Below are 25,738 nucleotides of genomic sequence, written 5' to 3'. Positions count from 1 at the left end.
TAAAAAGATTAAATCCCTTTAGTCTTTTTAACCCCTCTCTTTTTTAACTCTCTTTTTTAACTCTCTTTTTTAACCTTGTAAGCTGAAAGGCCTGAATTCAGTGTGGCTGTCTTTGGAAAGCTCTACAAATAGCGCGTTGAGTTCGCTTGGTAAAGGTAAATCGCTTTTGATAGCATTCAAGTTTTCCCCATTGCACTTAAAGGCCAGGCATTGCTTGAAGTGGTTGTTTAACAAATCTTTTAACTTGTCAAAATGGTAATTAGTTTTAATTTGTTTGTAGTCATGCGCAAAGATGATGCAATACTGCTCGTTGTCTGTGGCTTTTTCTAAAAACGATTTTAACTTTTCCGCCCCTACTTTGTCGTGCAATTCTTTCGCTTCGTTGAGATTGTCTATCACAAGTACGCTGTTAGGATTCATAGCGGTGTCTAAAACGCTTAAAATATTTTCTACAGGCGTGATGCCGTATTCTTTTTGCACATCAAAAAACCTTATCAAGCGTTTTTCTTTATTGCAAAAAACTAATTCTTTGTTCGCGCTCTTAATGTTTTGGAATAAGAGTTTCATTAAAGCGATACGATCCTGTAAATTTTGACTCACCACCAACAAATGCGATTCGTTACTTTCAAACTCCACTATCAGGTCCTCTTGCTCATAATCCACTGTTTTGCCCAGATGCAAACGCATTTCATTAGCCTTAAGGGTGTTGGGCATTTTTAAAGGTGTCTCGCCATTATAGATTTTACGATCTATGGGCGCGAGATTTCTTTGGTTAAATTCAGCGTGTATTTTTGTGAGAAAAGATTTGAAATCATCAGGGGCTTTAGGGATACTCATCTTGGTGTGGTATTTTCTATGCCCCCCGTTGTTGTTGAAAATGCCTTCTGGTTTTTGAATCTCACAAGCCGCATCATCGCCCAAAACACTACTGCTGTCTTCTGCATCCATAGGCAAAGCGATGCGGTTAGCGATTTGAGCCTTAAAGCTTGGATTAATGTCAGTGCCGCGCATGGTTTGAGTGGCTAAAACTAAATGCACCCCATAGCTGCGGCCCTTTTTAAGCAAATCGGTTAAATACCTATTCACTGCACCTGTTTCTTTACTGGAGCTGTTAAAAAGCACCTGAAATTCATCAATCACAACGATCAATCTGGGCATTTTTTCATGCTTGCGGTAATCGCTCAAATCTTTCACGTTGAATTGCTTGAACCGATCGGCTCTTTTTTGCATTTCATCACAAAGCCATTTCAAGAAAGTGATGCCATAAGAGACTGAACTCGCCACGCTCACCAACCTCGCATGCTCTAAAGGACTCGGATTTGTGTATGCGTTAAATTCCACCCCCTCTTTATAGTCTAACAAAAAGAGTTGGACTTCATTGGGCGCGTAGTAGAAAGCCAGATTTTGGATCAACACATGCAAGAAATTGGATTTCCCGCTCCCGCTGCGCCCGCAAATGAGCGTGTGGTTTTGTTCGTTACCGATTTCAAAACACACTTCCTTATGGTTAATATCCCACCCCACCGGCACGCTCACTTCATACTGAGAGCTTTCAGTCCAAAATTTTTCGTCTTTTTGTAATTCTTTCAACTCCCTTTTAACTGCTTTCTTTTTCTCGTAATACGCTTTAATTTTATCGGCGAAGTCTTGCATGTGCTGGGATTGGATACCATGATCGTTGATGACTTCCACATTAAGGTATTTCAAGCGTTCAAAACTTGTCCTGTCTTTAAAAAACTCCGCATAGCGTTTCAAATCTTCTGCGGATTGATTGTTTTTTTCGCTCTCCAAATTGACAAAGCTCAAAACCCCATTCTTAGATCCAAAACGCATGATTTTTTCCAAATAATAAAGCGCGTTTTGACTTAAAGCATCTACCCCGCTTAAAAAAAGCGCTTTTAAAGGCAAGCGGTCTTCTTTTTCTTCATTATAATGCGCAAAATCTTTATAACCGGCCAATTTTTCTTGCAAATTAACCTTTAAATATTCATACAAATGCTTTAGGGCTTCTTCTATTTCCTTGCTTTCGGTTAAAATCCTTTGCTGGTAAATAAAGTCATTGTCTTTATCTAAAAGCCTTCTGGCCAGATTGAAAATGCCCCCCAAACTCAACGCATCAACCAAGATCACTTCCAATTGCACTAAAGGCGCGCTGGAGAGTAAGCGCATGAGCATTTCTCTTAAAAACTGCCCGTCTTTTTCATGCTCTATATACAAGCTTTTAGGGGGGAAAGGATAAACTTTAGGCAATAAAAATTCCATGTTAGCGCCATTTTTGCCCCTAACTTGCAACAAACCACAGCTCAAAAATTGTGGGTAAGCGCCCTCTTCATTGAACTTTGGCGCGTCTATGAATTGCGCTTGAACTTGCCTGATACTCTTTTGATAGTCCTCTATTCGCGAGACGATCGGCTTGAGAAAGCTCTCTGGCTCTTTTTTAGCGATAACTTTATCTAAGGCATCGTCCAGTTCTTTTAATAAATTACCCGCATCAATCATTTTTATCCTTAGATTTTAAATATTCATCATAGCGCCTCTTAGCTTCTCTTTCATGCTCTTTGGCTTCACGCATAAGCCTATCAATTTCGCTTTGTGAGTGGCGATCTTGCATATCAACTTGCTTCTCCAAACGCTTGGCTTCTTCAATTTGCTCGTTGATTTTTCTTCTTTGGCATTGAGTGTCTTGCTCTAAATTTTCTAAGTCATGCACGATTTTTAACATCTCCTCTAGCATCTCACTTTTGAGTTTCTGCCCTAAATCATCTTGCATGGCCTCTTCTACGAAATAGTCGCAAATCCTTCTTAACTCATTGGTGCAACCCTCCAAAAAAATTTTATGAGAAAACATTTTAACCCCTTGATTCCAGTTTTTTTAAAAACATTTTAAGATTTAATAGTGCTTTTTTTGAGCCATTATCGGTGTCTAAAAACAGCACCACATCAGTGGTGGTATTCCAAAGATAATACCCCCCATACCCGTCATTAGCGAATACGATTTCTTCAGGCTCTAACCATTCTTTTAAGCTTTGCATGAAATCAGTGAATAAACCTTTGCCCTCTAAATTGAAATTCAAAACATGTTTGAACATGTAGGATTCATTGCCCACCATGAAATAACGCAATTGGCTAAAACCATAGTTTGATCGTTTGATAAAGTCCTTAAACGCATCGCTAAAGCCTATTTCCAACCGCTCTTCTAGATCGCTCAACGCATTTTTATTGAGCGGCTCTACAAATTCCCAATTCAATTCTGTTTCTGTAGAAATTCTGTCCATAGTGAATATCCTTTCGTGTGTTTCACGCCTAATAATAACTCTTCTCTCACCAACGCCACATTCCCTAAAACATTCGCGTCAAAATGCCATAAATAACCCCTAGGGATGAATCCTTTTGCGATCTGTTCCAACTCTGCCGCATCAAAGCCCAAATCGTTGTCTTTAAGCGCGGCTTGTAAAGCCTTTAGGGCATGGTGAGCGCATGCGGTTTTATTTAAATCTTCTAAAGGCACAATGGCGCTAAAAACGCTATCAAATTCCGCCAAACGCCACTCATTAAAGCTGACTTCTTCCGGATAGGGGTTTTTTCATCTACAATAAAGTCCTCTTTACGGCTTTCTAAAAACTCCCTATACTCCAACGCTTTTTGCGTATAATCTTCATTGCGTTCTAAAACGGGATCGATTTTTTGACTCAAACTTTCCGTAGCTATTTCTAACTCTCTTTCTAAGCTATCAAAGGCTTCATTGATAGCGTTTGAATCGTTGGGGGCTTCTTTGATTTTTTCTGTAAAACCTTCTAAAGCTTTCTTACAATTTTTAACGCAACGCTTTTTGGCTAGAGTCAAGCTTTCGTTATAAGAAGGCACGCTTAAAACGCTTGGCATCAAATCCTCTAAACTCTTTTCAAATTCTCGCTCTTTAGAGATTGCCAAGCGATCCAGTTCATCGTTAGGGTTTTCATCATAAGAAGATGCGCCCATCAAATCCTCTAAATTTTCCAACTCTCGCTCTTTAGAGGCTTTAGCGCGTTCCCTATGAGAAAAAGCGTTGATCTTGTCTTTCAAATCAGCGTATAAAGAAGCACTAAAATTTTCCCTCAAATCCTTCAATCGCTCATCAAAAACACTTTTTTTAGGGCTATAAACAATCGTGTGGCTTTCAAAATCGCGCTCTTTTAAAATTTCTGGGGTCGCGATATTGTATTCGTTATCTATCGCATCGCTCGCTTGTTTCAAACGCCTGATAAATTCCTGGTGTTTATCAGTATAAAAGTGCAACCTCTTTTTAACGTCCTCCCAAGCTTGATTCACAAGCTCCGCGCTCGCTTTGACTTGAGTGGCGTAGATTTCAAGCATTCGTTCTAATAACCTTACATTGTGTTCCCATTTTTCTATATTGTCTTCCATAAGGTTTAAGCCCTTTTCACAAAGTTCAGCGCATAATTTAACAGGAGGGATAACCGACCCTACCGCATTACAAAAATCTCTCACAAACTCCCCAAAAAATCCCCAAAGGCCCCTTCGCTTCTTTCTGGCTGCGTTTAATTTTCCTATGGCTTTTTCCAATTGCATTTCAATTTTTCTGCGCTCCACTATGATTTTTAGCGCGTAACTATCAAGGTCTTTGATAAAACCACCACACCTTTTTTCTTGTAGGGATTCTTTAAAATCCCTGCATCTTCTAACAACCTCTTTGACTTCTTCTGTGTCCGTTTTCCATTCAGCCATAAATTATCCTTAATAATCCTCTTCTAAAACCCTAATCCTCTCTTTAAGCCATGCGATTTGCTCTTGCGCGGCTTCATCAAATTCATTGAAAGTGCTTTTCAAGTTATCCAGCACCTCGCTAAATTTATCCCTCCTAGCGTCTTGCCATGAATCCAAGTTATGGAAATGGCCGCTCAAGCTATTCACTTCCTCGTTTAGCAACTCTTTAAAGCGTTCTAAATGCCCTACAAATTCTCTGACCTCTTCGGTATCCATTTGCACTCTACTCATCGGTTGTCCTTTCTTTTAAAAATTTTCTTCATTAGAATCAGGCTTTTTATCGCCGCTGATCCTAATGCTCCCACCCCCATAGCTAGGGGGTGTTGTGGGGCGAATCTCTAGCGTTTCGCCTCTTTCTCTTTTGTATTTTTCTTGCTGGCTTTGGTGGTATGTTTTCATGCTGTCTATCACGATTGTTTTATGGTTGCTCCCCAAATCGGCGTTGGTGAGCAATTTTTGAGCACCATTACCTAGGCTATTAGAATGCCTGTCTTCTATCTTAAGAGACAAATTCAAGCCCTTAAAATTCTCCAAAGCCTCCACCAGTTCCACCACAAGCTTTCTGTCCCAAATGGAATTTTTCAAATCTTTACACAAGGAAAAAACCTCGCTTGGAAACTGGTAGTCATACAAAAACAAAAGGTCTAAATTTTCTAAAAAATCCACGTTGCAACGCTCTTTAAAACTTCTCAAAAAATCCTCTTTTAAAGGCACAAAGCCTTCAGTGATATTGATTAGCCCCTTATCTTTGGCGCATTTAAACACCATAATACTTTTTTAATCACGACAAACGCGTAAGCGTTCTTAGTCATCATAATTTTTCTACCTCGCTTTCATAGATTAATTGGCCGTCTTTAAACAGCCCCACTTTAATGCTTTGGGAATCCACGCAACACACCTTCACGTCCACTTCTTCAACCTCTTCTAACGCTATGGAAATCATTTGCGTGTCTTGAATGTTTAGAGTGTTAGTGTTGGCTAGGGCTTTATCGCTGTAGCGTATCTCTAGCTCATCAAAGCCTCCCCATTCCTCTTTAGTTTGGAAAATCTGGTATTCATTAGGCTTTAAAGAATCCCTATGGATTTTAGCGTGGAATTTCCCCTCTATCTCAATGCCCAAATCGTATTTAAACACAGGGTTGGAGCTTATAGAGGGCATTTCAATCCCTTTAGCCTTGTCCCTGCTCTCTAAAAGCCCAAAAGCCACCCCGGTTTTGCAAGTGGGCTTCAAATAAGCGGGCATGTTAGAAACGTCTTCTCCTGTAAGCTCTAAAATCTGTTTGTCTGAGGCTTCTGTGCCTAGCGGCTCATAAATGATGAATTTAAAATCATTTTTAGAAGTCTTTTGCTGGTAATCTTTGAGCTGCTTTTCTTTGGCGTTTTCAAACGCTTGTTTGATTAGAACCGACCGGCTCGCATTCCCGCCTAAGAAAATGTGAAACGCCCGACATTGATCATCAATGTTTTCAGCCATCACTTTAGAAAATCCGGCAAAGAAGTTGGCAACGCCTTCGTCTATCTTGCCCTTTAGAAGGTTTAAAAGCTCTTTGCAATCAACTTGGAGATCGCAGTCTGTTTCTACCCCATTCCTATCAAACAGCATGGCTTTAAGATCCTCTTCAAAACCCTCTATCTCAAAGTTTTCATTTTCTTCTATCGCTTCTATAATATTGGCGTCTAAATTTTCTAAAAAAGGGCGCAAATTAGAAGCGATCGTTTGCAAATTCAAGCGCGCTTCTCTAGAGTTTTGCATAAACGATCCAAAGCGTTGCGTATCGATCCTGTCATAGTTGGGCTTAGCGATGACAACGTCTTTTGCTTTCAGCTCTTGGAAATTTTTGGCATACACTTCCCAAGCCAACAATTCCAATAAATTTTCACCGCCTAAATATTTATCCCCTCCGCTACTAAAATGCGTCATTTTGTAAAGGAATTTGGGGCTAGCGCTTTTTTCCCATTTACCAAAGTCAAAATCTGTCGTCCCGCCCCCAAAATCAAACACCCCGTAATAAATTGGCTTGTCTAACTTCTCTGATTTAAAAAACCCGTAGCTTTTTAAAGTGCTAATGGCATACGCGCAAGGCTCGCTCGCTCTCAATTCCACTTTGAACATTTTAGCCGTTTTTTCATCGTCAAAAACATGCCGGGGTAAGGATTTTTTCAAGCCTCTTTCAAAACTCTCTCTGATTTTTTCAGCCTGATGATTTTCATACTTGACGGGATAGGATAAAAAGTATTTCAAAAACACGCCATTGTGCATGTTGTTGATGCAACGGCCAATGTAGTAAGCATAGATTTCTATGGGGTTAAAACCCGTGCAATCAGTGAAGCTCTCTAAAGAAAAATCCTCTATTAGATCCCTAAAATTCTGTTTTTCATCCGCTCCAGCCCATTGCTTCAATTTAGAAAAAAACCGATACAAATCATTCCCTTTAACGCCTGCAGCGTTCTTTTGGGCTTCATGCACCACTTCTATATCGTTCTTTTCTGTGAAAGGGCGGTGGTCTAAAGCGTTGTAATCTTTAAGAAACTTTTCTTTATTTCTGAACTCCACTATCGTGGGGTTTTCATACTTTTCCAAACTCTCTATATCTACATCCCAGCCAATAGAGAGCAAGCGGTATGTTCCCGTCTTATCCATATAGGCTGCAGTTGTGCTTTTAGTCCCAAAGTCAATAGCGACAACGCCCTTGTTTAAATCCTTCAAGCTTGAGCGCGCATAGAAGTTCATTTCTTTGTTGTTGCTGTCTAAATTATCAAACCTAAAGGTTACACTTTCTTTAGGCGCGCTAGGCGCCTCTAAATCCCAATGCCCTCCATTTAAATCAAGCAATTGGCTTTGGCTATAGCTCTTAAGGCCTACCGCTACACTATCCACCTTGAGCATTAACTCTTTAAATTTTTCAAAATCCACATACACATCGCTATCAGAAACGATCTCTAAGGTTTTTTCTATTTGCTCATTAGCGATCTTTTTAGCTTGCGCTAAATCCTCTAGGAATTTTTGATTTTCATCAGAAAGATACCTTAAAGAAGTCTCATTATTAACGATCGCATGAAGCACCCACAGCGCTTGTTCAAACTTAGTTCGATCTTCTTTTGACACTTCTTCTTTGTAACTGACTCCACTTTTTTCATTGAATGCGACTTTATTGTTTAAAGACAGCTCGCACAATTTTTCTACTAACGGGTGGCCAAGAGGCAACCTTAAACTCTGTAAGGGTGTTACCATGATATTTCTCCTTTAATTATGGTTTTGGTTGTTTTTAGGGTTGCTCTTTCAAGCCATCAACCCTCTCTTTGAGCACCATGTTCTCTTCTTCTAATTTTCTGTTTTGGCGTTTTAAATCCTGGTTTGCACTCGCTAAACGCCTGTTGTGTAAGTCCAGATCGCTTTTGGCTTCCATACCCTCTAAACTCTTCAAGCGCGCGATTTCTCGCTCCAGCTCGGTTTTTTCTGTGGCTATTTTTTCTTTAGCTTGCGCTAATTGGGCGTTAGAGTTTTCTAAAGACTGCCGTAATTGGTTGTTAGTGTTTTCTAAATTTTTTTGAGCGCTTTCTAATTGTTTGAGCCTGTCGGTTAGGCGTTGGTTTTCTTTTTCTAAATTGGTGCATCGTTTTTCTAAAAACCCATGCGCATCTTGCAATTTCGCTCGCTCTTGTTTGAGGCTGCCCTGCTCTTTATTGAGCGCGATAACTTGGTGGTTGAGCTTGTCATTTTCGGTGGTTAGCGTTTTATTTTTGTTAGTCAGATCGGTGTTTTTGTGGGTTAGCTCGGTGTTTTTTTTGGTTAGCTTTTCTTTTGTTGTGAATAATTCGGCGTTTTCATCTTCTAACTCACCAATGCGGGCTTCTAATTCTTCTCTGATTTGAGAGAAGCCAAACCATTTTTCAATGAGCGTTCCCATTTATGATCCCATATCCACGATAGTGTGATACACTTTATCATTGTGCTTATAGCCTCTTAAGACCACTCTTCGTATCTTTTGAGAAGAGTTTTGCTCTAGGTATAGCGTTTTGCAAGAATAGTCATAAGCGCTTGGCTCTTTCAAACGCTCAAATTTACTATCCTTAATATATTCAAAAAGCAAATCAAACAATTCAGCTAATTTCTCGCCCTTATCGCTCCTCTTATCGCTTAATTCTTGGCTCGCTTTGTTATAAAGGCTTTCTACATAGTATTTGCTATCGCTAAGAACAGATGCGATCAAATCCATTGCGCTGTGAGTGGTTGCTACAAAATTAAAATTCAAGCGATCTTTGACTTCCAAAAAGACTTCATAGAGTTTTTCTAATTTTTGGTATGGAGCGTGTTTTTGCTCTAGCTCGTTTAGTTTTTGGCTCGTTTGTTCGGCTTGGCTTTTTGCTGTTGATAGCGCTGTGGTTAGGTTTTCTTTGTCTTTAGTTAGATTATCTTTTTCTGTGGATAACCCGGTGATCTTGTTATTCAGCTCGGCGTTTTTGCTAGTCAGATCGGCGTTTTCATTTTTTAAAACTTGTTGAGATTGTTCTAACACTTGCACTTGCTTTTGTGATGCATTAAGCTGATTGGTTAGATTGTCTCTTTCTCTAGTTAGATCTGTTTTATCTCTATTTAGTTTGGCGTTTTCTTCTTGGACTTCTTGGACTTTTTTAAGCTCTTCCTCTTTTTTTTGAGCGTCTTTTGAGTTTTCTTGGGTGTCGTTAGAAGATTTTCCAAGCGAAAAGAAAGAGCCTATAAGATGAGAGGGTTTTCTAAGGGGTTCAAAGTCTTCTAATTTAAGATCTTCTAATTTTTTAAGGCGATCTGTAAGATCTCTAACAAGTTTTAAAAGCTCTTCATTATCATTGGGGGGGGTGGAAGCAGTGGGATTTGAAATATTTTGGTTTTTCTATTTTCTCATTATTCGTATTTTCTGCAATATGAGTGCCACTCATAAGAATATCTCCTTTTATATTATATCAGTGTTAAAAAGATTGTTATTGTAATTTGAGAAAACTTAAAATGAGATTTATTTCCCCCCCTTTTTTCGCCCCCTCTAACAAACCCCTAGAATGTAGAATCCCAGTGGTTTAAGTTAGAAGAATAAGGGTCAAAAAAGCCCTTAGGCATGTATTGCGCTTCTTTTTTGGTAGAAGCGTCTTTTGAAGAATGGTCTTTAGGGAGACAAGCGAAACGCTGAGCATCAAAGCTAGAGCAACCGCTCAATAACAACGCACCGAGTGTGCCGATCATAATACCATTTTTAATTGTTTTCATTTTATATCCTTTGTTTTGTAAAATTTTTGTCAATCCGTTTAATTCAAAATCGTTTCATTCAATGGTTTTAAATTACACGATGCGAATGTTATAATTTATTATTAAACGAAAAGTAAATGAAGCTAAAAACAATACAAATTATCACTCAAATTCTTATCATTGTGTAAAAATGCGTGATAAACTCAAAAAGGTTAGAATGAGAATTAATTACCACTAGAACAAAATTTAAAATTAAAAAACATTACCAATAAATGAGATTAAAGCCACCCGCTTAAAACATGCTACAATCAAGCCAAATTCTTAAGTAAAAGGTAAGCTCATGCAAAAAATCATTGACGATTCATTAGAATTAGCTAAAAAACTGCAAGATAGTATCAGTAGCCATTTGAGCGAGCAGGAAAAAGCGTTCCACTCTAAAATGCAAAAGCTTTTAAACAACCCTGAAAACAAAGTCATGCTCATAGAGCTTATGGATCGGAGTTTTAGGTGTTTGGACAATAAAGCCCGCTTTGAAATGATTGAGCATGTTTTAGACAAATACAAAAGCCGTGAGATTTTTTCCTCGTTTGAAAAAGTGCTTTTAATGGGGTTTTTAAGCTTTGGGAAAATGCTGCCTGATATGAGCGTGCCTTTCTTTGTCAATAAAATCAGAAGCGACACGAAAGCAATGGTCTTGGATCAAGAAGAGAATAAATTAAGAGAGCGGATTTTAAAAAGAAAAAATGAAAAAATCGTTTTGAACGTGAATTTTATCGGCGAGGAAGTTTTAGGCGAAGAAGAAGCTAATGCACGTTTTGAAAAATACTCTCAAGCCCTAAAATCCAACTATATCCAATACATTTCCATTAAAATCACGACGATTTTTTCTCAAATCAATATCCTTGATTTTGAATACTCTAAAAAAGAGATTGTCAAACGATTAGACGCTCTTTACGCTTTAGCTTTAGAAGAAGAAAAAAAACAAGGCATGCCTAAATTCATCAATTTAGACATGGAGGAATTTAGGGATTTAGAGCTCACGGTGGAGTCTTTTATGGAATCCATCGCTAAATTTGATTTGAACGCCGGAATTGTGCTGCAAGCTTATATCCCTGATTCTTATGAATATTTAAAAAAACTGCATGCTTTTTCTAAAGAAAGGGTTTTAAAAGGGTTAAAGCCCATTAAAATCCGCTTTGTTAAGGGAGCGAACATGGAGAGCGAAGAGACTATCGCTTCTATGAAAGACTGGGCGTTACCCACATTTTCTAGTAAGCAAGACACCGATTCTAATTACAATAAAATGCTGGATTTTGTTTTAGAGGGCGATAATTATAAATACATTCATATTGGTGCAGCGAGCCATAATATTTTTGAAATCGCTTATGTCTATACGCGCATCCATGCCCTTAATGACCCTGTTGTGTTGGAGCATTTTAGCTTTGAAATGCTAGAGGGCATGAGCTTGCAAGCGAGCCAGGAATTAAAAGAGATGCACAAGCTCATTCTTTATGCGCCGGTGTGCGATGAAGCGCATTTTAACAATGCGATCGCTTACTTGGTGAGGAGGTTAGATGAAAACACCTCAAGCGATAATTTCATGAAAGCTTTCTTCAATCTCAAAGTAGGCACGAGCGAATGGAAAGACCAAGAACAACGCTTTTTAAACAGCCTTAAAAGAATCGCCACTTTAGACAACGCTACCCACAGGACTCAAGATAGAAACGCCAAGCAAACCGGGCATACCACCTACCCAAACCACTCCTTTAAAAACGAAAGCGATACCGATTTTATCTTAAAAGCCAACCGAGAATGGGCTAAAAAAGTGCGCGAGAAAATGCATAACGCTCCTATTTTAGAGCTTTACCCAGAAATAGATGGGAGATTTGAAGATCCTAATTTAACCCCTTTAGAAGTCTTTGATAAAATCCATCATAAAAAAATCGCCAGCGTGCATTTAGCGGATAAAGAAGCGATTTTAAAAGCCCTAGAAGTGGCTAAAAGCGATAAGAGTCATTTCAGTCAAAAAAGCTTCACAGAAATCCATGCTTTATTGAGTCAAACCGCCCAGCTTTTTAGAGAAAGAAGGGGCGATTTAGTAGGGATTTCCGCTTTAGAAGTGGGTAAGACTTTCGCTGAAACGGACGCTGAAGTGAGCGAAGCCATTGACTTTTTAGAGTTTTACCCTTACAGCTTAAGGGTGTTACAAGAGCAAAACACAAAAACGCAATTCACCCCCAAAGGCGTGGGTGTGGTCATTGCCCCATGGAATTTCCCTGTGGGCATTTCTGTAGGCACTATCGCTGCCCCCCTAGCCGCGGGCAATCGGGTGATTTACAAGCCCTCAAGTTTGTCTAGCGTAACCGGCTATAAGCTTTGTGAGTGCTTTTGGGATGCGGGCGTGCCAAGAGATGCGCTCATTTACTTGCCCTCTAAAGGGAGCGATATTAGCGAACACCTTTTAAAAGATGAAAACATCCAGTTTGCCATTTTAACCGGGGGCGAAGACACCGCTTATAAAATGTTAAAAGCTAACCCCACTTTAGCCTTGAGCGCTGAAACGGGCGGTAAAAACGCCACCATTGTGAGCAAAATGGCAGACAGGGATCAGGCGATTAAGAATGTTATCCATTCAGCTTTTAGCAATTCAGGGCAAAAATGCTCCGCCACTTCGCTTTTAGTGTTGGAAAAAGAAGTCTATGAAGATGAGAATTTCAAAAAGACTTTGATAGATGCGACTCTAAGCCTTAGCGTGGGCGATCCTTTTGATTTCAAAAACAAAATTGGTGCTCTAGCGGACAAGCCTAATGAAAAGGTCATCAAAGCCATAGATGAATTGAAAAGCTATGAAAATTACGAAATCCCGGCAAGTTTTGTCAATGATAACCCCTATTTGATGAAGCCAAGTATCAAATACGGCACTAAAAAAGGCGATTTCACGCACCAAACTGAGCTTTTTACGCCCATTTTATCCGTGATGAAAGCGCAAGATTTAAACGAAGCGATAGAGATAGTCAATTCTACCGGTTACGGGCTGACTAGCGCGTTAGAGTCTTTGGACGAAAGGGAGTGGGAATATTATTTAGAACGCATTGAAGCCGGTAATATCTATATCAACAAGCCCACCACAGGAGCGATCGTTTTGCGCCAGCCTTTTGGGGGGGTTAAAAAATCCGCTGTGGGGTTTGGGAGGAAGGTAGGTATTTTTAACTATATCACGCAATTTGTGAATATCCACCAAGAAGAAGAAGATGAACGCACCCTAAAAAATCCCTTAAGCGAAGCCTTAGAAAACTTAACTCAAAAAGGCTATGACGAACACACGCATGAGTTGAAGCGCGCGATTTTTATGGCGAAGAGCTACGCTTATCATTACAAGCATGAATTCAGCCAAGCTAAAGACTATGTCAAAATCAGAGGCGAAGACAATCTCTTTTCCTACACTAAGGTTAAAAGCGTGGGCTATCGCATCACCGAAAAGGACACCTTAAGCGATATGTTAGGCGTGGCTTTAGCGTGTTTAGTTTCTCAAATCCCTTTAACGCTCAGCATAGAAAACGAGCGAACGAACAAGGATTTAACCTTTTTTTTAGAATGCTTAAAAACGCTCCGAGCAAACGCCCCTATCGTTTATGAAAGCTTGCAAAAATTTAGCGAAAAATTGCATGCTTTCAATCGTATCCGTTATTTAAAAAGCGATTTGGATTTATTGCACGAACAAGCGAGTGCTTTAGGGATGGTTTTAGCCACGACTAAACCCTGCTTGAACGGGCGTTTTGAATTGCTGTATTACCACTTAGAGCGATCGGTTAGCATTTCGTATCATCGTTACGGGAATTTAGGCTCAAGGGTTTTAAGGCAACCCACTTGCCGCAATTCATGTTGTGCTGAAAAATAAATATTGTATTAAATAAGGAGATCAAAATGGGACATGTTGTTTTAAGCACCCCTATTGTTACGATGTTTGTCGTTTATTCGCTGTTAATGCTCTATATTGGTTTTTATTTTTACAAACAAAATGAAACGACTGAAGATTATTTCTTAGGCGATCGTTCTATGGGGCCTGTGATTAGCGCTTTGAGCGCGGGAGCGAGTGACATGAGCGGGTGGCTTTTAATGGGATTACCTGGAGCTTTATATGTGGGGGGGCTTATCAATTCACACATCGCCATAGGATTGAGTTTGGGAGCGCTTATTAACTGGGTTTTTGTGGCTAAGCGCTTACGCATTTATACGAGCGTGATCGCTAATTCTATTACCATTTCAGATTATTTTGAAACGCGCTTTAGCGATGACAAACACATCTTGCGCTTGATTTCAGCTTTTGTGATTTTAATCTTTTTTATTTTTTACATTTCTTCAGGGCTAGTGAGTGGGGCTAAACTCTTTGAAGCGACCTTTGGCATTCAATACAACTACGCTTTAAGCATTGGCACGCTAATCATTGTTTCTTACACCTTTTTAGGGGGGTATAAGGCGGTGTGCTGGACGGATTTGATTCAAGGGCTTTTGATGATGAGCGCTTTAATCGTGGTGCCGATCGTTATGATAATCCATCTTGGAGGGATTGGAGAGGGGATTAAAATCATTAGAGAGATCAAGCCTGAAAACCTTTCTTTCTTGCAAGGCTCTAGCGTAGTCGCTATTATTTCAAGCCTTGCTTGGGGGTTAGGCTATTTTGGGCAACCCCATATTTTAGTGCGCTTCATGTCTATCCGCTCCATTAAAGATGTGCCTAAAGCGACCACTATTGGGATTTCTTGGATGGTTGTTTCTTTGATTGGGGCATGCGTTATGGGGCTTTTAGGCGTTGCGTATGTGCATAAATTTGATTTGAGCTTGGAAGACCCTGAAAAGATTTTCATTGTGATGAGTCAATTGCTCTTTAACCCTTGGATCACAGGCATTTTGTTGAGTGCGATTTTAGCGGCGGTGATGAGCACAGCCAGTTCGCAACTGCTTGTAAGCTCTTCTACTATTGCTGAAGATTTCTATGCGACGATTTTCAATAAAGATGCTCCGCAAAAATTAGTGATGGTTATTTCTAGGCTTTCGGTTTTAGGGGTGGCTTGCATCGCTTTTTTCATTTCAACGGATAGAAACGCCAGCATCCTTAGCATCGTGAGTTACGCATGGGCTGGTTTTGGCGCAAGTTTTGGATCTGTGATTTTATTCTCGCTTTTTTGGTCAAGAATGACACGCATTGGCGCGATTGCTGGCATGCTCTCTGGGGCTAGCACGGTGATTTTATACGATAAATTTGGCAAAAGCTTTTTGGATATTTATGAAATCGTTCCGGGCTTTATTGTAGCGAGCGTAGCTATTGTGGTGTTTAGTTTGTTTTCTAGCGTGCGAGCAGGCACTAAAGAGGCTTTTGAAACCATGCTTAAAGAAATTGAGAGCTTGAAACGTTAAGATGAATAAATCTTGTTTGGTCTTTTAAAGCCCCTATGCTTTTGGATAAAACTTTAACCTATGTTTCTTTATTTTCTGGGGCAGGAGTGGGGTGCTATGGGCTTTTAGAAGAGGGGTTTGAATGCGTTGCTACCAATGAAATTTTAGAAAAACGCTTGAATATCCAAAGGATCAATCGTAAATGCAAATTAGATGAAAGCTACATTAGTGGGGACATTAAAAAGCCAGAAACAAAAGAAAAAATTTTAAAGCAAATTGGATTTTATTCTAAAAAATTTGGTAATGATAGGGTTGATTTAGTGGTAGCAACCCCACCTTGTCAAGGCATGAGCGTAGCCAATCATAAAAAGAAAAACGATGAAATCAAACGGAATTCTTTAGTGGTTGAAAGCATTGATTTGATCAAACAAATCAAACCCAGATTTTTTATTTTAGAAAATGTCCCTAGTTTTTATAAAACAGGTTGTATAGACAAAAATGACAATTTGCTAGAAATAGGATCTATGATAGAGCAAAATTTGAGTGGTGATTATATGCTCTATGATGAGGTAATCAATTTTAAAAATTTTGGAGCTAATTCAAGCCGAACAAGAACTTTAGTGATAGGGGTTTGTAAAGAGTTTAAAGATTTTATAAGCGCGTTAGAATTTTTTCCTGATTTCAAACAAGAAAAAACCTTAAAAGAAGTGATAGGCTCATTAAAACCACTTGCTTGGGGCGAGTATGATAGTGCAGATTTTTATCATAGTTTTAGAACTTATCCAAAGCATATGCAAGAATGGATTAAGGATTTAAAAGAAGGACAAAGCGCGTTTGAGAATACAGAATTAAACAAAAAGCCTCATAGAATTGTCGGTAATAAGATTGTCTTAAATGTTTCAGATTATGGCGTGCCTCAAAACAGAGAGAGGGCTTTTATTGTAGGGGCTAGTCGTTTTAGTTTTGATTTCAATCTTTTAGAGCCTTCTCAAAGCGTGAGCGTTCAAGATGCCATAAGCGATTTGGCTTATCTTTGTTCTAATGAGGGGGCGTTTGAGAGCGATTATTTAAACCCCATCCAATCAAGCTATCAGGCTTTGATGCGAAAAGATAGCCCTAAATTATACAACCATCAAGCCACCAACCACTCGCAAGCCGCTTTAGAGAAATTAAAGCTCATTAACAAAGAACAAGGCAAAGAATGCTTGCCTAAAAACTTGCATGGCAAACAGCAATTCAAAAGCACATGGGGGCGCTTAAATTGGAATAAAATCAGTCCCACCATAGACACACGCTTTGACACTCCCAGCAATGGCACCAACTCCCACCCCAAATTGCACCGCTCTATCACACCCAGAGAAGCCGCCAGGATACAAAGTTTTAGCGATAATTATATCTTTTATGGCAATAAAACGAGCGTTTGCAAGCAAATCGGTAACGCTGTGCCTCCTCTTCTAGCCCTAGCTTTAGGCAAAGCGATTTTAAAAAACTTAAGAAAATGATACAAATTTATCACGCTGACGCTTTTGAAATCATCAAAGATTTTTACCAGCAAAATTTAAAAGTGGATGCGATCATCACGGACCCTCCTTATAACATTTCGGTTAAAAACAATTTTTCCACCCTAAAGAGCGCTAAAAGACAAGGCATAGATTTTGGGGAATGGGATAAAAATTTCAAGCTTTTAGAATGGATCAAGCGCTACGCCCCCTTAATCAATCCAAACGGCTGCATGGTGATTTTTTGCTCTTACAGGTTTATAAGCTATATCGCTGATTTTTTAGAAGAAAACGGCTTTGTAGTCAAAGACTTCATCCAATGGATTAAAACTAATCCCATGCCAAGAAACATCCACCGGCGCTATGTCCAAGACACGGAATTTGCCCTGTGGGCGGTTAAAAAGAAAGCTAAATGGGTGTTTAACAAACCCAAAAATGAAAAATATTTACGGCCCTTGATCTTAAAAAGCCCTGTGGTGAGCGGGCTTGAAAAGACCAAACACCCCACGCAAAAAAGCCTAGCCTTAATGGAAAAAATCATTTCCATCCACACAAACCCTAATGACATCGTGCTAGATCCTTTCATGGGGAGCGGCACCACCGGTTTAGCGTGCAAAAATTTAGAACGAAAATTTATCGGTATAGAATCAGAAAAAGAATATTTTCAAACCGCACAAAAGCGTTTGAATCTGTTTTAAAAACGCTATTTGAATGAGATTGTGTTATAGTTATTTAAAAGGATATTTTTAATGAAAAGAATGTTAGCGGAGTTTGAAAAAATCCAAGCGATTTTAATGGCGTTCCCCCATGAGTTTGGCGACTGGGCGTATTGCATCAAAGAAGCCAGAGAGAGCTTTTTAAACATCATTCAAACCATAGCCAAACACGCTAAAGTGTTAGTGTGCGTCCATACTAACGACACTATCGGCTATGAGATGCTTAAAAACTTATCTGGTGTAGAAATCGCAAAGGTTGACACTAACGACACATGGGCTAGGGATTTTGGAGCGATCAGTATTGAAAATCAGGGCGTTTTAGAGTGCTTGGATTTTGGCTTTAATGGCTGGGGGTTAAAATACCCGTCCAATTTAGATAATTTAGTGAATTTCAAGCTCAAACATTTAGGGTTTTTAAAACACCCTTTAAAAACAATGCCCTATGTTTTAGAGGGCGGGAGCATAGAAAGCGATGGGGCTGGGAGTGTTTTAACCAACACCCAATGCCTGCTAGAAAAAAATCGTAACCCCCATTTGAATCAAAATGGAATAGAAAACATGCTTAAAAAAGAATTAGGGGCTAAACAAGTGCTGTGGTATTCTTATGGCTATCTCAAAGGCGATGATACCGATAGCCATACCGACACGCTCGCTCGTTTTTTAGATAAAGACACCATTGTTTATAGCGCATGCAAAGATGAAAACGATGAGCACTATACAGCCTTAAAAAAAATGCAAGAAGAATTAAAAACCTTTAAAAAACTAGACGGCACGCCTTATAAACTCATCCCCCTAGAAATCCCCAAAGCCATTTTTGATGAAAACCAACAACGCTTACCGGCAACTTATGTGAATTTTTTATTGTGCAATAACGCTCTCATCGTCCCCACTTACAACGACCCTAAAGACGCGCTCATTTTAGAAACCTTAAGACAACACACGCCCTTAGAAGTGGTAGGGGTTGATTGCAATACCTTAATCAAACAGCATGGGAGTTTGCATTGTGTAACGATGCAACTTTATTGAATAAAATCACGCTTTTTGGCGTGGTTCAAGGCGTGGGCATGCGCCCTTTTATTTATACCCTAGCTCAAAAATTAGGGCTTGTAGGCTTTGTGCGTAACACCCAAGCGGCTTTAGAGATCATCTTACCCGCTCACAAAACAGAGTCTTTTTTAAACGCCCTAAAAAAAGGATTGCCCCCCTTAGCGTTGGTGGAAAAAATCATTATTAGCCCTTATGATAAGGCGCTTCATTTCAATGATTTTAGGATTTTAGAAAGCAAGAACCGCCCTTTAAATTTGCTCAGTCAAATCCCTAAAGATTTAGGCGTGTGCGAGGATTGCTTGCGCGAAATTAGAGATAAAAACTCCCCCTATTTTCATTACGCTTTCAATTCTTGCGCAAAGTGCGGGGCGAGATACAGCCTTTTAAACGCCTTACCTTATGACAGAGAAAACTCCGCCTTAAAACCTTTCAAACTCTGTGAATTTTGTGCTTCTATTTATCAAGACCCTACCAATAAGCGCTTCCACATTCAAGGCATCAGCTGCAAAAAGTGCGGTATCGCGCTCAATTACAAGCGATTCAAAAATGATGACGCTCTTTTAGAATGCGCTAAAGACATTCAAAAGGGTAAAATCATCGCTCTTAAAGGTTTGGGGGGCTTTGCTCTCTTGTGCGATGCGAGGAATTTTCAAACCATAGAAAGATTACGGCTTTTAAAAAACCGCCCCTTAAAGCCTTTCGCGCTCATGTTTAAAGACTTAGAATCAGCCAAACAGCATGCGTTTTTGAACGCGTTAGAATGCGAGAGCTTGAATTCTACAAGCGCCCCCATTCTTTTAGCGCGTAAAAAACCTGACATCCAATTAGCCCCCAATATCGCCAAAAACTCCCCCTTTTATGGCGTTATCTTGCCCTATACCCCTTTGCATGCTTTATTACTAGATTTATTGGATTTCCCTATTGTATTCACGAGCGCGAATTTCAGCTCCCTCCCTTTAGCGAGCGATGAAAAAGAGATCGATTCGCTTCATTTTATTTTTGATTTTAAGCTCACGCACAATCGCGCCATCATCCACAGGATTGATGATAGTATCGTGCAGCACATGGATAATGCCATTCGCCCCATGCGTTTGGCTAGGGGGTTTGCCCCCCTTTACCTCACTTTGCCCAAACGCTCTAATGGTTCGCCAAAAAAGATTTTAGCGCTTGGAGCACAACAAAAAGGGCATTTTAGCTTATTGGATAGCGGGACTTCTGTTCTTTTACTCTCGCCTTTTTGTGGGGATTTGAGCGTTTTAGAAAATGAAAAACACTTTAAAGAAACCCTGAATTTTTTCTTAAAAACCTATGATTTCAAGCCCACGCTCTTAGCTTGCGATAAGCATCAAAACTACACCACCACTCAAATGGCTTTTGATTTTAATATGCCCTTATTGCAAGTCCAGCACCACCATGCCCACTTTTTAGCGAGTATCTTAGACGCATTGTTACAAGATCCGCATTTAAATCACCCCTTTATAGGTATTGTTTGGGACGGGAGTGGGGCTTACGAAAATAAGATTTATGGGGCGGAGTGTTTTGTGGGGGATTTGGAACGCATTGAAGAAGTGGCTAGATTTGAAGAATTTTGGCTTTTAGGGGGGCAAAAAGCGATCAAAGAGCCTAAACGCTTGGTTTTAGAAATCGCTTTAAAACACCAACTCAACAAACTTTTAAGGCGTGTTCAAAAGCATTTTAAAGAAGACGAATTAGAAATTTTCCAACAAATGCATGACAAAAAAATTCAAAGCATAGCCACCAACTCCATAGGGCGTTTGTTTGATATAGTAGCGTTTAGTTTGGATTTAGTGGGAACGATCAGTTTTGAAGCCGAGAGCGGGCAGGTTTTAGAAAATCTAGCCCTACAAAGCGATGAGATCGCCTTTTACCCTTTTGAAATCAAAAACAGCGTGGTGGGTTTGAAAGCATTTTATCAAGCGTTTGAAAAGGATTTGGGCGTTTTAGAACCCAAACGCATCGCTAAGAAATTTTTTAACAGCCTAGTAGAAATCATTACCGCTTTGATTGCACCCTTTAAAGAGCATGTCGTGGTGTGCAGTGGGGGCGTGTTTTGTAACCAATTGTTGTGCGAACAATTGGCCCAACGATTGAGGGGGCTAAAGAGGCAGTATTTTTTCCACAAGCATTTCCCCCCTAATGACAGCAGTATCCCTGTCGGTCAAGCCTTAATGGCGTATTTCAACCCTACAATCATTAAAAAAGGATAAAAATGGATAGCGTGACTCTAGCATGCGGGAACGGAGGGAAAGAAACAAACGCTTTAATTGAGCAGATCTTTATGCCCTATTTAAAAGAATTTATTGTTGCATTTGATGAAGACGCCCCTAAATTTAAAGCTAGTGGGGAATATTGCGTAAGCACGGATAGTTTTGTCATCACGCCCTTAATTTTTAATGGGGGCGATATAGGCAAGCTTTGCGTTTGCGGGAGCGCGAATGACGTGAGCGTGCAAGGGGGCGAACCTTTGTATTTGAATATGGGTTTTATTTTAGAAGAAGGCTTAGAAATCCCTCTTTTAAAACAAATTTTACAATCCATACAAAAAGAATTGTTTAAAGCCAACTTAAAACTCCTCTCCCTAGACACTAAAGTCGTGCCAAAGGGGAGCGTGGATAAGCTTTTTATCAACACAACTTGTATTGGTAAAATCATCAAGCCAGGGATTTCTTCGCGCCATTTACAACAAGGGCAAGCCATTATTATAAGCGACACTATCGCCAATCATGGGGCAAGCTTGTTTGCGATGCGTAATGAAATCAAGCTTAAAACGAATCTAGAAAGCGATTGCCAACTGCTCTATCCCTTATTGAAACCCCTATTTTTAAGCGATCTCAAAATTGATGCCTTAAGAGATGCGACTAGAGGCGGGTTAGCGAGCGTGCTGAACGAATGGGCGAACAGCTCTAGAGTGAAAATCGTCATAGAAGAAGAAAAAATCCCCTTAAAAGAAGAAACTAAAGGGATTTGTGAGATTTTAGGGCTAGAACCCTATACGCTAGCCAATGAGGGGGTATTTGTTTTAGCACTCAATCAAAAGGACGCCCCTAAAGCCTTAGAAATTTTAAAAAGTAACGAGAAAGCGAAAAACGCTTGTGTGATTGGCAAAGTGTTTGAAAACCCTTATCCTAGCGTGGTTTTAAAGAACGCATGGGGTTTTGAAAGGATTTTAGAGGTGCCAGAGGGCGAATTGTTGCCTAGGATTTGTTAAAGCTAAAGCGCTTTTTAAAACCCTACGCCTTTGCCCTCTAAAAATTTTTTAGAGATCGCCTAAGCTAAGTCTACTATACTCAATCTATTTGAGAAAACTTACAACAAAAGGGTTTTATGGTGGGTGTTACAAAAAAAAGTGGGCTTGATATTGATGATAAAAAAGCGTTTGAGATTGAGAGCGAAGCGACCAAACCCCTTTTAATGGCTCAAGTTTGTTTGAAGCGAATGTAATCACAATATCGTAAAATCGCTAGTCCAACGCTTAATAGCAAAGCGTTTTTATAGCTCTATAAAAGCCTTGATTTTATTTCAAACCTCTAAAAGCTTCAAATAATACTCATAAGCTTCTTTAATGCCCTGCTCTAAAGGGATTTCTAATTCCCATTTTAAAGCCTTTTGTTTGGAAATATCCATAAGCTTTTGCTGCATGCCCACTGGTTTGGATAAATCCTTAACAAACACGCCCTTATAGTCTAAAACCTGAGCGACCATTTCATAATACTCTTCAATGCTGTAATCCACGCCAGATCCGACATTCATCACGCTAGGGATTGAAGCGATATTCTCATAAGCTAGAGAAATGAATCTGGCTAAATCTTTAGCGTTTAGATACTCTCTTCTGGCCGTGCCATCGCCCCACATCGCAAAATTTTTTTCATTTTTTAATTTAGCGGTGTGCATCCTAGCAATAAGCCCTGGTATCATGTGCGCTATCTTTTCTTCAAACTTGTCAAACTCGCCATAAAGGTTGCAAGGCACTAAAGTTTTATAAAAAACGCCCTTTTCAGCACTCACGTATTCGCAATACTTCATCACAGAAAGTTTGGCTAAAGCGTAGCCTTCATTCGTTGGCTCTAAAGAGCCGTTCAATAAATCGCTCTCTTTTAAAGGGTTAGGGGCGTATTTAGGATAAGCGCAAGAGCTCGCCAGATTAATGGCTTTTTTCACGCCCGAATCTAAAGCGCTAGAAAAGAGGTACAAGCCCATCAATAAATTCTCAACCATGTAAGTTGAAAGATCGTTCATGTTCGCCACAATACCCCCCACTCTCCCGGCGCAATGGATAATGCCTGTAGGCTTGTATTCTTTCAAATAAGTTTGAACGTTGTCTTTATCCAACAAATACAATTCGCTCTTTTTAGGGGTGAGTAAAGTAACATCAGGCTTGTTTTTTTTAAAATACAACGCCGTGTTCTGCCCCACCATGCCATAAGCGCCGGTGATTAAAATAATCTCATTCATAAAAATTCCTTAAAGTATAGCCCCCATCTTGCAAGTAAAGGTTTTTCTGGCATTCTTTTAAATCGTATTCTAACATGTCCTTAACCAACTCTTTTAAATCGTATTCCCTAACCCAACCCAACTCTTTTTCTGCCTTAGTGGGATCGCCTAAGAGCAAATCCACTTCAGTAGGCCTGAAATAACGCTCATCTATACGCACCACGATTTGGCCTGCTTTTAAATGGCTTAAGTTTAATTGTAAAGCGTCCGCTCTTTTTTCATCAACGCTTTTAATCAAACCGATTTCTTTAATCCCTGTATTTTGAAATTCTAAACCAATACCGATAAATTCAAAGCTCATTTTCACAAAATCGCGCACGCTTGTGGTCTTTCCTGTAGCGATCACATAATCTTGTGGGATGGGCGCTTGGAGCATTAAATGCATCATTTTCACGTAATCTTTGGCATGCCCCCAATCTCTTTTAGCGTCTAAATTCCCTAAATACAAGCAATCCGTTAAGTTATACGCTATCGCGCTAGCGGCTCGTATGATTTTACGGGTTACAAAAGTTTCGCCCCTTACCCTGCTCTCATGGTTAAAAAGGATGCCATTAACCGCAAACAAATTATAAGCTTCTCTGTAATTTTTAGTGATGTAAAAGGCATACATTTTAGCGACCGCATAGGGGCTTCGTGGGTTAAAGGGGGTGTTTTCATTTTGCGGGGTTTCTAAGACTTCGCCATACAATTCGCTCGTGCTGGCTTGATAAAAGCGCGTTTTCTTTTCTAAGCCCAAAATCCGCATGGCCTCTAAAATCCTAAGCGTGCCAATACCATCAGCGTTAGCGGTGTATTCTGGGGTTTCAAAAGAGACTTTCACATGGCTTTGCGCGGCTAAATTATAAATCTCTGTGGGCTTAGTGGTAGCGATCAAATGGATGAGGTTAGAGCTATCGGTCATATCCCCATAATGCAAGAAAAAACGCCTTTTGTGTTCGCTGTGCAAATCCTCATACAAATGATCGATCCTAGAAGTGTTGATGCTAGAAGAGCGCCTTTTTAACCCATGCACTTCATAACCCAAATTCAGCAAGTATTCGGCCAAATAGCTCCCGTCTTGCCCGGTAACCCCGGTGATTAAAGCGATTTTTTCCTTCATTATTGTTCCTTTATTGAATTTTATTTATTAAATCTTTTCATTAGGCGTTTTGATTCTGTCTGTTAAAATCGTCATCAACCCTTACAATATCGTCTTCGCCGACATACTCGCCCACTTGGACCTCTATGATAATCAAAGGGATTTTGCCATAATTAGCCAGGCGGTGTAGGGTGTTTTTAGGGATATAAGTGGACTCATTAGCTTGCAATTCAAACGATTGGTGATCCAATTCCACGCTCGCCATCCCGCTAATCACCACCCAGTGTTCGCTCCTGTGGAAATGCTTTTGCAAAGAAAGCCTAACGTTTGGTTTGACTTCTAAAATCTTAACCTTGTAGCAACCGCTCTCATGCAAGACTTCATAGCTCCCCCAAGGGCGATAGACTTTAGTGTGCGTTTGCAACAATTCCTGGTTATGCGTTTCTATCTCACTCACTAAAGCCTTTAAATCTTTAGCCTTGTCTTTATGAGCGACTAAAAGAGCGTCTTTAGTGTCAATGATCGCTAAATCCTCAACCCCTAAAAGAGCGCTCACTTTATGAGAAAACACTAAATTATTTGTGCTCTCTTTGGCAAAAACAGGCGTTTGATTCAGGCTGACATTTTCTTTAGACTTGTGAGCCGCTTCTTCAAAAAGGGCGTTAAAATTCCCTAAATCGCTCCATTTGGCGTTCAATCCTACCATTTTGATTTTGTGGCTTTGCTGCATTAAGGCTATATCAATACTCACGTCTTCTAAATCTTGCATGCTTTTTTCACTCAAACGAGCGATCTTTTGTTCAAAAAAATACGCATTTTCTAACGATTCAAACGCTCTTTCACACCCCTTTAAAATAGTAGGGGCATGCTTTTTTAGTTCGTCTAAAAAAACGCCCGCTTGGAAAACAAACATGCCGCTATTGAAATAAAACCCCCCGCTTTTTTGGAACTCTATCGCTTTTTCTAGGCTTGGCTTTTCAATGAATCGCTTCACATCTAAACCATTAGGGCTTTCAATATACCCAAACTCCGTGTTGGGCTTGTCAATACTCACCCCAAAAGTGACTAAAAAACCTTTTTGGGCTAAATTAATCGCTTTTTTTATCGCATTTTCATACGCTTGAAGGTCTTTAATCAGATGATCGCTTGGCGTAACGATGAGTAAATCTTCCCTCTCGCTCATTAAAGCGCTCAAAGCAATGGCGTTAGCGGTGTTTTTACTCAAGCTCTCTAATAAAAAACCCACGCTTTTGTTTTTGATTTCATTCTTTATCTCTTCTAGGGCTAAAAAATAATGTTTTTCATTGCACACAATGAGCGTTTCATCTACTAAGGAAGCGTTTCTTTTAAAACTCAATTCAAACAAGCTTTTATGGTCAAAAAGCTTTAAAAATTGCTTAGGGTATAAGCTACGACTTAAAGGCCATAAGCGTTTGCCACTCCCCCCACTCAGTAAGATATTTTTAATTTTCATGCATTTTCTTGTCAGGCTCTCTTTTGTTTTTTAGGG

General features: G+C 39.7%; 20 protein-coding genes and 1 pseudogene. 7 read left to right on the top strand and 14 right to left on the bottom strand.

The annotated features are described in order from the left end of the window. Nucleotides 1-69: 69 nt before the first annotated feature. The 11 genes and pseudogenes from QT76_RS01740 to QT76_RS01695 all read right to left on the bottom strand — a co-directional run bounded on the left by QT76_RS01740 (nucleotide 70) and on the right by QT76_RS01695 (nucleotide 10,003). Nucleotides 70-2,499 carry an FtsK/SpoIIIE domain-containing protein gene (locus QT76_RS01740; RefSeq protein WP_033616335.1) on the bottom strand — a complete coding sequence of 810 codons (2,430 nt, stop codon included), beginning with the start codon at nucleotides 2,497-2,499 and terminating at the stop codon, nucleotides 70-72. After that, nucleotides 2,492-2,848: a hypothetical protein gene (locus QT76_RS01735; RefSeq protein ID WP_033616334.1), complete on the bottom strand. Its 357-nt coding sequence runs from the start codon at nucleotides 2,846-2,848 to the stop codon at nucleotides 2,492-2,494. Before QT76_RS01735 ends, QT76_RS01740 begins: the two co-directional genes overlap by 8 nt. A gap of 1 nt (nucleotide 2,849) precedes the next feature. Beyond that, the gene (locus QT76_RS01730) at nucleotides 2,850-3,275 is read right to left on the bottom strand and encodes an SMI1/KNR4 family protein (protein WP_033616333.1); all 426 of its coding nucleotides are present in this window, start codon (nucleotides 3,273-3,275) and stop codon (nucleotides 2,850-2,852) included. Beyond that, nucleotides 3,245-3,541 carry an HNH endonuclease gene (locus tag QT76_RS08700; protein ID WP_411326919.1) on the bottom strand — a complete coding sequence of 99 codons (297 nt, stop codon included), beginning with the start codon at nucleotides 3,539-3,541 and terminating at the stop codon, nucleotides 3,245-3,247. The genes QT76_RS01730 and QT76_RS08700 overlap by 31 nt, the downstream gene beginning before the upstream one ends. Then, complete coding sequence (locus QT76_RS01725; RefSeq protein WP_411326918.1) at nucleotides 3,499-4,725, bottom strand: 5-amino-6-(5-phosphoribosylamino)uracil reductase; 1,227 nt, start codon at nucleotides 4,723-4,725, stop codon at nucleotides 3,499-3,501. The genes QT76_RS08700 and QT76_RS01725 overlap by 43 nt, the downstream gene beginning before the upstream one ends. Before the next feature lie 9 nt (nucleotides 4,726-4,734). After that, on the bottom strand, nucleotides 4,735-4,995 hold the full coding sequence (locus QT76_RS01720) for an ESAT-6/WXG100 family protein (RefSeq protein ID WP_033616332.1): 261 nt from the start codon (nucleotides 4,993-4,995) through the stop codon (nucleotides 4,735-4,737). A 15-nt stretch (nucleotides 4,996-5,010) separates the two neighbouring features. Next, nucleotides 5,011-5,579, bottom strand: a pseudogene (locus tag QT76_RS01715) (hypothetical protein). Next, the gene (locus tag QT76_RS01710; RefSeq protein WP_033616331.1) at nucleotides 5,576-7,996 is read right to left on the bottom strand and encodes an acetate and sugar kinases/Hsc70/actin family protein; all 2,421 of its coding nucleotides are present in this window, start codon (nucleotides 7,994-7,996) and stop codon (nucleotides 5,576-5,578) included. Before QT76_RS01710 ends, QT76_RS01715 begins: the two are co-directional and overlap by 4 nt. Nucleotides 7,997-8,030: 34 nt before the next feature. Next, nucleotides 8,031-8,672 (bottom strand): hypothetical protein, encoded by a 642-nt coding sequence (locus tag QT76_RS01705; RefSeq protein ID WP_033616329.1) that lies wholly within the window; start codon nucleotides 8,670-8,672, stop codon nucleotides 8,031-8,033. Continuing rightward, entirely contained in the window at nucleotides 8,673-9,482 is an 810-nt protein-coding gene (locus QT76_RS01700) for a hypothetical protein (RefSeq protein WP_080242392.1), read from the bottom strand. A 311-nt stretch (nucleotides 9,483-9,793) separates the two neighbouring features. Then, nucleotides 9,794-10,003 (bottom strand): hypothetical protein, encoded by a 210-nt coding sequence (locus QT76_RS01695; RefSeq protein WP_000848998.1) that lies wholly within the window; start codon nucleotides 10,001-10,003, stop codon nucleotides 9,794-9,796. A 319-nt stretch (nucleotides 10,004-10,322) separates the two neighbouring features. Between QT76_RS01695 and QT76_RS01690 the strand changes: the two genes are divergently transcribed. From QT76_RS01690 to hypE, 7 genes are read left to right on the top strand one after another with little or no spacing between them, the layout of a single operon-like run. Next, complete coding sequence (locus QT76_RS01690; RefSeq protein WP_033616326.1) at nucleotides 10,323-13,880, top strand: bifunctional proline dehydrogenase/L-glutamate gamma-semialdehyde dehydrogenase; 3,558 nt, start codon at nucleotides 10,323-10,325, stop codon at nucleotides 13,878-13,880. Nucleotides 13,881-13,906: 26 nt separating this feature from the next. Beyond that, nucleotides 13,907-15,397 carry a sodium/proline symporter PutP gene (gene putP, locus QT76_RS01685; RefSeq protein ID WP_033616324.1) on the top strand — a complete coding sequence of 497 codons (1,491 nt, stop codon included), beginning with the start codon at nucleotides 13,907-13,909 and terminating at the stop codon, nucleotides 15,395-15,397. A 35-nt stretch (nucleotides 15,398-15,432) separates the two neighbouring features. Further along, nucleotides 15,433-16,878: a DNA cytosine methyltransferase gene (locus QT76_RS01680; protein WP_033616323.1), complete on the top strand. Its 1,446-nt coding sequence runs from the start codon at nucleotides 15,433-15,435 to the stop codon at nucleotides 16,876-16,878. Next, entirely contained in the window at nucleotides 16,875-17,573 is a 699-nt protein-coding gene (locus QT76_RS01675; protein WP_033616322.1) for a DNA-methyltransferase, read from the top strand. The genes QT76_RS01680 and QT76_RS01675 overlap by 4 nt, the downstream gene beginning before the upstream one ends. Nucleotides 17,574-17,624: 51 nt before the next feature. Continuing rightward, nucleotides 17,625-18,617 carry an agmatine deiminase family protein gene (locus QT76_RS01670; protein ID WP_033616321.1) on the top strand — a complete coding sequence of 331 codons (993 nt, stop codon included), beginning with the start codon at nucleotides 17,625-17,627 and terminating at the stop codon, nucleotides 18,615-18,617. Then, on the top strand, nucleotides 18,614-20,866 hold the full coding sequence (hypF, locus tag QT76_RS01665; RefSeq protein WP_033616320.1) for a carbamoyltransferase HypF: 2,253 nt from the start codon (nucleotides 18,614-18,616) through the stop codon (nucleotides 20,864-20,866). The genes QT76_RS01670 and hypF overlap by 4 nt, the downstream gene beginning before the upstream one ends. A 2-nt stretch (nucleotides 20,867-20,868) precedes the next feature. After that, nucleotides 20,869-21,867: a hydrogenase expression/formation protein HypE gene (gene hypE / locus QT76_RS01660; RefSeq protein ID WP_033616319.1), complete on the top strand. Its 999-nt coding sequence runs from the start codon at nucleotides 20,869-20,871 to the stop codon at nucleotides 21,865-21,867. Nucleotides 21,868-22,178: 311 nt separating this feature from the next. Here hypE and QT76_RS01655 read toward each other — a convergent pair whose 3' ends face one another. Genes QT76_RS01655 through QT76_RS01645 form a run of 3 tightly spaced genes read right to left on the bottom strand, consistent with a single transcriptional unit; the run spans nucleotide 22,179 to nucleotide 25,702 of the window. Further along, entirely contained in the window at nucleotides 22,179-23,111 is a 933-nt protein-coding gene (locus tag QT76_RS01655) for a GDP-L-fucose synthase family protein (RefSeq protein WP_033616318.1), read from the bottom strand. Beyond that, complete coding sequence (gmd, locus tag QT76_RS01650) at nucleotides 23,104-24,249, bottom strand: GDP-mannose 4,6-dehydratase (RefSeq protein ID WP_033616317.1); 1,146 nt, start codon at nucleotides 24,247-24,249, stop codon at nucleotides 23,104-23,106. Before gmd ends, QT76_RS01655 begins: the two co-directional genes overlap by 8 nt. Nucleotides 24,250-24,289: 40 nt before the next feature. Then, nucleotides 24,290-25,702: a mannose-1-phosphate guanylyltransferase/mannose-6-phosphate isomerase gene (locus QT76_RS01645; protein WP_033616316.1), complete on the bottom strand. Its 1,413-nt coding sequence runs from the start codon at nucleotides 25,700-25,702 to the stop codon at nucleotides 24,290-24,292. Nucleotides 25,703-25,738: the final 36 nt, after the last annotated feature.

The sequence above is a fragment of the Helicobacter pylori SA37A genome (assembly GCF_000476015.1).
Lineage (GTDB): Bacteria > Campylobacterota > Campylobacteria > Campylobacterales > Helicobacteraceae > Helicobacter > Helicobacter pylori_DB.
Note: the sequence above shows the minus strand (reverse complement) of the source record. Positions and strands in the feature narration are given on the sequence as shown.